9 protein-coding genes and 1 tRNA gene are annotated in these 7,356 nt (G+C 62.2%); 3 read left to right on the plus strand and 7 right to left on the minus strand.

All coding sequences use genetic code 11. The features are described 5' to 3' along the window. From Ani05nite_RS30870 to Ani05nite_RS30880, 3 genes are all read right to left on the minus strand, one after another. Positions 1-813: sulfurtransferase (locus tag Ani05nite_RS30870; protein WP_203774263.1), on the minus strand; the 813-nt coding region annotated here is incomplete at its 3' end. A 12-nt stretch (positions 814-825) separates the two neighbouring features. Further along, positions 826-1,131 carry a hypothetical protein gene (locus Ani05nite_RS30875; RefSeq protein ID WP_203774264.1) on the minus strand — a complete coding sequence of 102 codons (306 nt, stop codon included), beginning with the start codon at positions 1,129-1,131 and terminating at the stop codon, positions 826-828. A gap of 29 nt (positions 1,132-1,160) precedes the next feature. Beyond that, a complete protein-coding gene (locus tag Ani05nite_RS30880) occupies positions 1,161-1,655 on the minus strand; it encodes a YajQ family cyclic di-GMP-binding protein (protein WP_203774265.1) in 495 nt (164 codons plus the stop codon). Positions 1,656-1,804: 149 nt separating this feature from the next. Here Ani05nite_RS30880 and Ani05nite_RS30885 point away from each other — a divergent pair. The 3 genes from Ani05nite_RS30885 to Ani05nite_RS30895 all read left to right on the plus strand — a co-directional run bounded on the left by Ani05nite_RS30885 (position 1,805) and on the right by Ani05nite_RS30895 (position 4,593). Beyond that, a tRNA-Tyr gene (locus Ani05nite_RS30885) sits at positions 1,805-1,885 on the plus strand. Between the two features lie 639 nt (positions 1,886-2,524). Beyond that, complete coding sequence (locus Ani05nite_RS30890; protein ID WP_203774266.1) at positions 2,525-3,601, plus strand: nucleoid-associated protein; 1,077 nt, start codon at positions 2,525-2,527, stop codon at positions 3,599-3,601. A 5-nt stretch (positions 3,602-3,606) separates the two neighbouring features. After that, a complete protein-coding gene (locus Ani05nite_RS30895; RefSeq protein WP_203774267.1) occupies positions 3,607-4,593 on the plus strand; it encodes a RelA/SpoT domain-containing protein in 987 nt (328 codons plus the stop codon). A gap of 13 nt (positions 4,594-4,606) precedes the next feature. Here the strand turns inward: Ani05nite_RS30895 and Ani05nite_RS30900 are convergent, their stop codons facing one another. The 4 genes from Ani05nite_RS30900 to Ani05nite_RS30915 all read right to left on the minus strand — a co-directional run. Next, positions 4,607-5,137 (minus strand): SLATT domain-containing protein, encoded by a 531-nt coding sequence (locus tag Ani05nite_RS30900; protein WP_203774268.1) that lies wholly within the window; start codon positions 5,135-5,137, stop codon positions 4,607-4,609. A 40-nt stretch (positions 5,138-5,177) separates the two neighbouring features. After that, the gene (locus tag Ani05nite_RS42290) at positions 5,178-6,002 is read right to left on the minus strand and encodes an aminoglycoside phosphotransferase family protein (RefSeq protein ID WP_203774269.1); all 825 of its coding nucleotides are present in this window, start codon (positions 6,000-6,002) and stop codon (positions 5,178-5,180) included. Then, complete coding sequence (locus Ani05nite_RS30910) at positions 5,999-6,706, minus strand: HAD family hydrolase (protein WP_203774271.1); 708 nt, start codon at positions 6,704-6,706, stop codon at positions 5,999-6,001. The genes Ani05nite_RS42290 and Ani05nite_RS30910 overlap by 4 nt, the downstream gene beginning before the upstream one ends. After that, positions 6,703-7,356: GntR family transcriptional regulator (locus tag Ani05nite_RS30915; protein ID WP_203774273.1), on the minus strand; the 654-nt coding region annotated here is incomplete at its 5' end. The genes Ani05nite_RS30915 and Ani05nite_RS30910, both read right to left, overlap by 4 nt.

Genomic DNA, 7,356 nt, shown 5'->3' on the forward strand with positions numbered 1-7,356 from the left:
GCCGCTCTCCCCGGTCGCCGCCGGGCGGCCGGTGGCGCTGTACTGCGACCACGAGCCGGGATAGAGCCGGCCCGCCCCGAGGCCGACATGTTCCAGCGCGAGCAGGTTGTGGCAGGCGGTCACGCCCGAGCCGCAATACGAGATCACGTCCGAGCCGTCGCCCACGCCCACCGCCGCGAAACGCTCCCGCAGCTCGGCGACCGGCCGGAACCGGCCGTCCGCACCGAGGTTCTCCCGGCACGGCAGGCTCCGGGCGCCGGGAATGTGACCGGCCCGCGGATCGACCGGCTCCACCTCACCGCGAAACCGCTCGCCCTCCCGCGCGTCGAGCACCACGGAACCCCTGCCGGCCGCGTCGTCGATGCCGGCCAGCCGGTCGGCCGGCCAGGGCCGCGCCGTGAAGACCGCCGGGGGCCGGCGCGGCTCGTCGCGCACAAGCTCACCCTGGTACGCCGTCAGCCCACCGTCGAGCAGCGCCGCCTCGTGCCCGGTGGCCCGCAGCATCCAGACCAGCCGGGCGGCGATCACCCCGCCGGCGTCGTCGTACCCGATCACCGTGTCGTCGTCGCCGATGCCCGCCGCGGCCAGGCCCGCCGCGAAGACCTCCGGATCCGGCAGCGGATGCCGGCCGTCGGCCGGCGAGCCCGGCCGGGCCAGCCAACGGTCGAGATCGACGAAGACCGCACCCGGTAGGTGGCCCGAGTCGTACGCGGCGCGCCCGGACCGCCCGTCCAGATACCATCGCACGTCGGCGAGCACAACGCGGTCAGCCCGCTCCCGCACCCACGACAGGTCGACGATCGGATCGATCACGTTGGCTCCTTGTCAGCGGCCACCATCCACCGGCTTGCGCCGTCGCGGCCGGTAACGAACGAGGGCGACGCCGACCAGCGCGATGGCCGCCACACTGGTGGCCGTGCGCGCCGGACCGGCGAAAAGGGCCTGGCCGGCCACCAGCAACAGCAGGGCCAGACCGAAGAGCAGGTGGTACAGGGCGGCGGCGGGCACGGTGGGGAAGTTCCGCACCGTGCTCGCCGGGGCGCGGCCGGTGACCAGGACGACCACCCCGAACAGGGCCAGGGCCAGACCGATCGCGCCGCCGAGCAGCAGCGTCGCCGTACCGAGGTTCATGACCCCAGTCTGCGCCGCCGCGCGCCGGCTTACCGGTAGTTCGTGAACTGCAGCGCGACGCCGAAGTCCTCGGCCTTGAGCAGGGCGATCACGGCCTGCAGGTCGTCCCGCTTCTTGCCGGTGACGCGGAGCTGGTCGCCCTGGATCTGCGCCTGCACGCCCTTGGGACCCTCGTCGCGGATCTTCTTGCTGATCGCCTTGGCCTTGTCGGCCTCGATCCCCTCGAGCACCTTGCAGTCGATCTTGTACGTCTTGCCGGACTGCCGCGGCTCGCCGGCCTCCAGGGACTTCAGCGAGATGTTCCGCTTGACCAGCTTCTCCTTGAAGACGTCGAGCGCGGCCACGGCCCGCTCCTCGGTCTCGGAGGTGATGGTGACGCCGTTCTCGCCCGACTTGGCGATGACCGTGCCGGTACCCCGGAAGTCGAAGCGGGTGCCGAGCTCCTTCTCCGCCTGGTGGAAGGCGTTGTCCACCTCCTGGCCGTCGACCTTGCTGACGATGTCGAACGACGGGCTGGCTGCCATGATGAGACTCCTGCTGGTGGGCCACGTATCGATGTGCGCGGAGGGCCGCGACGGGCCCCCGACATGCCGACCGTACCCGGTTGTGAAAGCCGACGCGGGTATGGCTATCCTGTTCTTCGTCGCTGCGGGGGACCGCGGCGGCATGCCCAGGCGGGTTGCCCGAGCGGCCAATGGGAGCGGACTGTAAATCCGTCGCGAAAGCTACAGAGGTTCGAATCCTCTACCCGCCACAGGCAAGGTGAACGGCCCCGAGAGCTGCGGAAACGCACTCCGGGGCCGTTCTCGTTGAGTCCAGCTTGATCCAGCTGAATCCGGCTCGTCACGAGTGGTTGTGGGCGGATCGTGGGCAAGTCGATCATGCATGTCACTCCCCCGATACCCCTTGCTCCGTGCCATCCCGTCCGCCGTCGACCCACATACCGTGGAGCGGGCCTGGCCCAGGGCGCCAAGGTGGAGCGCCCTACCGGACGTACGACCTTGGCGCCCTGGGGTAGGTCTGCTCGGCTTCGCCTGGGTCGACGGTGGTCGGGATGGCATCTCTATCCCAGAGCCCGAAGCGCCCCCGCCGGAGGCAGGGACTGGATCCAGCGCCGTCCGGAAAGCGTTGGCCGGTGCGCCGGCCGATGCCGGCCGGAGGCCGCCAGCAGGCCGGGCGCGGCCGGCCAGCGCCGCGCTTGCGCGGCGCCTTGATTCAGAAAAGGCGAATTCGGCAGTCGCTGCGCCATTGGCTATATCCAGCTCAGCACAGACTGTCAGGTTATTGACACTCTTGCATCCAATGGGGGACACATACTTAGCGACCCACCGCGAGCGCCGGGGGCCACCTCCGTGCGAGCCACAGCCTACGACTTAAACGAGGGGCGTCTCAGTTGATCGACTCATTCAGGAAACTTGAAGTTGTCCAGGTGATCATGCATATCGTGCCGCGGGCGAAGAAGGGGGACGGAGACGCTGCCCCGCTACAGCTTAGCGATGCTGTGTGCAAACTTCAGGATGGCGTACGAGAAGAATTGCAGGCCAGCATACGCAAGCAATTGGCTTCCGATGGACGCCAAGTGATTGAGGCTTCGGAACCTGAATCGGATGTACCCCGCGTCATCAAAAAGCACTTGATGACGAAGAACGGGGACTTCATTGCAATGTCCCGTGAACTCGCCCTGGGGCTTCGCCAAGCACAAACCGGCATTAACTCGGGCGGGATGCTTATGGTAGCGGAATGCAATTTTTCCGGAGTGCCCGCTGTACTGATTGTAAAGTTCGAGCAGGAAAGGGGAATGAGAGCGAACCCCACCACAGAAAACGGTCAGAACGTATTTGATATGGAATACTTACGCGACTTGTTTCTAACCAACAGGTCGCGAGTCTTTAAGGTCGGCCTCTTTGCACAATCCGGTGTTGTCGACAACGTTTTGAGCGGCTGGGCGGTTGACAAACAGAATGCGGCCGGGCGGGTGGCTACGTTCTTCCTAGAAGACTACTTAGGCTGCAGCCACCTAGAAGACCCGGAAGAGATAACAAAGCGATTCTACGAAAAGAGTTTTGAGTGGATTAACGATCGAGTTGAAAACTCCGGCTCACGAGCCAAGTACGCTATTGCAGTAATGGCAGAGGTCCAGAACAACAGCGGCGACATTTCAGTTGATCGCTTTGCAGAGCTGAACATGGACTCTGATGGAGACGCCGACGACTACGCCAACTATCTGAACTCACACAGCATTCCAAGAACGTTCTCTAAAGATAGCAGTTTGATTCAGAACAGACTTGAAAAAATGCAGGTCAAATTTGTCAACGGGGCCGTCGTCTACTTCCCAATATCCGCACTGGATGACGGGAGCGTTGACATCGAAAAGCTTGACGATCGCCAAACTCAAATCACGCTGACAGGCGAGGCTAGCGAAGCCAAACCAAGAAGCAACAACTCAAAAGCAAATGCCGTGGACTCTTAAGTCACATGGAGCCGCACATCGAGGTAGCGAGGGTCCGATACGCGAAGGTACAGCCGAGCTATCAAAAGACGGCGGAGAACATAGCTACTGAGATTAGACACGGCGCTATAGGGAAGTACCTCGACTGCGTAGTCGAAGCTCGAGCCAAGGATGTAAGCAGCTATGTCATTAAGCTGTTAGGCAGTAAGGGCTCAATAGATCCCTGGGATGGGGTTTACGACAAGATTGGCGTGCGGATCATTGTCCGGCATGCCTTAGACCTTGACACCGCATGCGATCTCGTCAGCGACCTATTCGGTAAACCGGTCCACGTGACGGACGATCGCACAGCCGACATACCAGTCCACGAGCTTCGTTACCCTCGCCTCCACTTGCAAGTACCCGTCCCGCCGGCACTAGACGCCTCGAAGGCCGCAGAAGGTCCCCCCTCGTGCGAGATACAAATCAGGACCGAAGCCTCAAATCTCTGGTCCAGGATGTCTCATTCGTACTTATATAAGCCTTCTTTCAAGCTACCGAAAGTTGTCGTACGGTCACTGTATCGTCTACTTGCGCTGGTTGAGCTGTTTGACAGCGAGGTAGAGCGGGCGGTGAGCGCCATGTCGAAGGACCCGGACCGGGACGTCAACCTGCTTGTGTCACAGCTGGAAAGAATCTTCCATGCCTTCTGTGCGACCCAGTACGACGCCGACCTCACACGCACGATTTCAAGCGTAATACTGAAGGCGGTAAAAGAAGAGGAACGGCCTCACTACGCCTCACGCCTAGCCACTTTTGCTCAGGAGATGCGGCCCGATCTTGAGCAAGCTTTCAAGGAATACGGACCAGGCAGCACACCGGCGAATCTTGGCACATACATTCTGGCGAGCCAGCCTGAAAGTGTCGCGATATTCGAACGACTTACCAATGCACCTAGGACGCTAAGTCAGGTCTGGAGAAATAACTCGTTTCCAGATGAGCTCCTAGAGGACATGAAAGGAGTATGGGCTTAACATGAGTCACCGATCAAGGCTGCGGTAGAGACTCTGGATTGTCGCGCTTAGTGCGATCCCGGGCCGCTAGACGCTCTAGGGTTTTGTTATAGATTCGCCTCGAAACGGCGTCCCCTTCGCTGCTGATGCGATCCAGATCGGCCTTGAGGGTAGCGATGGCTTCCTTGGCATCACCTCTGGTCGTTCTAGTCAACGCCAGCAGAGTTTCGATGTCGCGTCGAATTTTGCCGTAGTTGGCTCCGATGCTTTTATGCTTTTCTGCTCTTTCAAGGTAACGAAGGTGCAACTGCAACGCGGCCAGCGCAGCCGCCAATAAGGTAAGTGCCCCGAACCAAATTTTCGTCGTTGCTGACAGCTTACTTGTGATAGTGGCAAATGTCGCCGTGCCGAGAACTGTTGTAATGACGACTACAGGTATAGCGATAGTGTAATGAGCTCGCCGGAAATACTTGCCGGCCTCATGGTGCATATGTTGGCCTTCTCTGGCCCGACGCAGCCAGACACGCAACAGATCTTCGGCTTTATCCCAATCTTCTTGACTCACGCTCTCTCCCATCAGGTGTAGCCGATTCCAGCGCGTCCAATCAAACGCGGGCGGCGTCAGCGATCGTCATCCACGTTCGTACTCGATCTGGCTCAACTTGAGCCGTCTCTGCGACTTGAGGAACCAAATCTGCCGAGTCGCGGAAACGGGCAACCCTAATCGCGAGGACGGCCACATCATACGCACTTTCGCCGGACATTCCACGGGGGTCAATATAGGTCCAGCGGTTGGGCCCGCTGGCAATGACGTTTCCGAGCGAGGCGTCTCCGTGGCACAGGCCGGGTACGTGGTCACGGGCAAGGTGAGCTAGTAGTTCCAGAGCGTTCTCACGGTCCATGGCAGGGGCGATCAAAGTTCCTGGCCGGCGATCGGCAAGCCTGTCATCTTCGAGCCGACTACGCAGCCAATCCAAGATTGAAGGCATCCTCGGACGCGGCGGAGGTTGGTGACGCATAGCTACAAGCGGACCGAACAGGGCTTCGAGACTGACAGCGCCTATGTCGACTTCGTAAAGCCTCGTGCCAGGCGTAGCTCGTTCGAGCACGATCCAGGTGCCATGGTCCATGGTTAAGGTCTGATGCACCGCGGGTGAGATGCCGAGGTTGGCGAGGGCCTCGGCGACGGCGGCCTGGTTGGGTCCGTGTGGATCAGGGCTGCTGCGGAGCACAAGCGGGCCGTCTGGTGTGTCGATTGCGACGACGTACCCATATCGGGCGGGCAGCACAGTGCATGCGGTGGCCCGGTATTGATCGCATAAGGCCTGAGACTCGGCCTCGACGTGCCTTGCCCAGGCGTCTGCGATCTCCGGCCAGCGCTGCCGGACGTTCGCAAGGACGGCGGCCGGCACTATGGCAGCGGCGGTCATGCAGACGGGCCAGTCGTAACCGGCTGAAGGGCCTGCACCAGTGACTTCATAGTTTCGATGACGCCGTCTGCCCCGGCGTCGGTGAGGAGTCGGTGTTTGCCGGGCTTGTTCGCATAACCAATCGTGGGCGTCCCAGCGGCCTGGCCGGCTTTGACGTCGGTAACCGAGTCACCGATGAACAACGCATCGCCTGGCTGGACGTGCACAGTCTTGAGGCCGCTCTCGATGAGGAACGGGTGCGGTTTGAGCAGTCGCGGCGACATGCCGTCGAAGCGTGCTGCCACGCCGTCGACGTAGCCGTTCAGGTCATTGTCGCGTAGGTAGGTCTCGATTGCTGCGCTGGCGTTATTGCTGACGATGACCACACGACGTCCGGTGCGGTGAGCGGTCCGAAGCAGATCTTCGGCGCCGGGTGTCGCCCTGGCGCTGGCTACGGCGGTCGTCTCTGCGTCTCGGCAGGTCTCGGCAACTGCGCGCGTCAATTCGTCGTCGCCGAGCGCTTCGACCTGGCCCAAGAGCTGGAGCGGGTCGACGTTCGACACGGCGATGCTGGAAGGCAGGTTGCCATCGAGCCGTTCTCGGACGACCTCGCGAAGCCGTTGCGCCACGTCAGCGGCGGGGTAGCCGGCGAAGACTGAGCAGATGGGACCGTCGAAGTCGATCAGCAGGCATCGAACTCGGGCGACCAGATCGGCAAGGGTCATGGCGTGTACTCGTGGGCGATGCTGGTCCAGACGCTGTCGAACCAGGTGCGGGCCTGGTGGACGAACTGGTCTGCGGCGTCGTCGTCTTCGCCGCTGGTGGCGTAGTGGAACAGCGGAACGTCCTTGCCGAGCACGTCGAAGATTGTCACGGGCTGCTTGTCGACCGAGACGGTGTTAGTGACGACCGGGTAGAAGCCGAAGAAGACTTCGTCGCGGTTGAGGATGTAGAGCTTGGACAGCACAGTCGTGCCGTGGGCGCGGACCTCGACGGTGGCGTTGCGGACCAGCCCGAGCGTCCCCAGCTCCCCTACCGATTCGGTGATGGCTTCGATGTTGCGGCGGGCGATGCGGGCCGCGCGCTCCCGGACCGCGGGGTCGTCTCCGGCGGGTTCGACCCGTGACGGGATGACGGTCGGCAGGCTGAGATCCGGCAGCAGAATCCGGATTACAACAGACTCCGGAGTGAGTCGTCCGGCGCGGATCTTGTCGAGTGGTTCCTGAATTGCACCGTGCAGGGTTTCGCTGGAGAACCCGGAGAAGTCGAGCGTGACGTGTGGCCGCTCGAACGCGGCCTCGATATGCGGGCGTAGGCCGACCGGTCGCTCCGTCTGGGCACGCACGAACGCGCCGCTCCCCTGCCGGGTGACGAC

The sequence above is a fragment of the Actinoplanes nipponensis genome (assembly GCF_016862275.1).
In the GTDB taxonomy this organism is placed as follows: domain Bacteria; phylum Actinomycetota; class Actinomycetes; order Mycobacteriales; family Micromonosporaceae; genus Actinoplanes; species Actinoplanes nipponensis.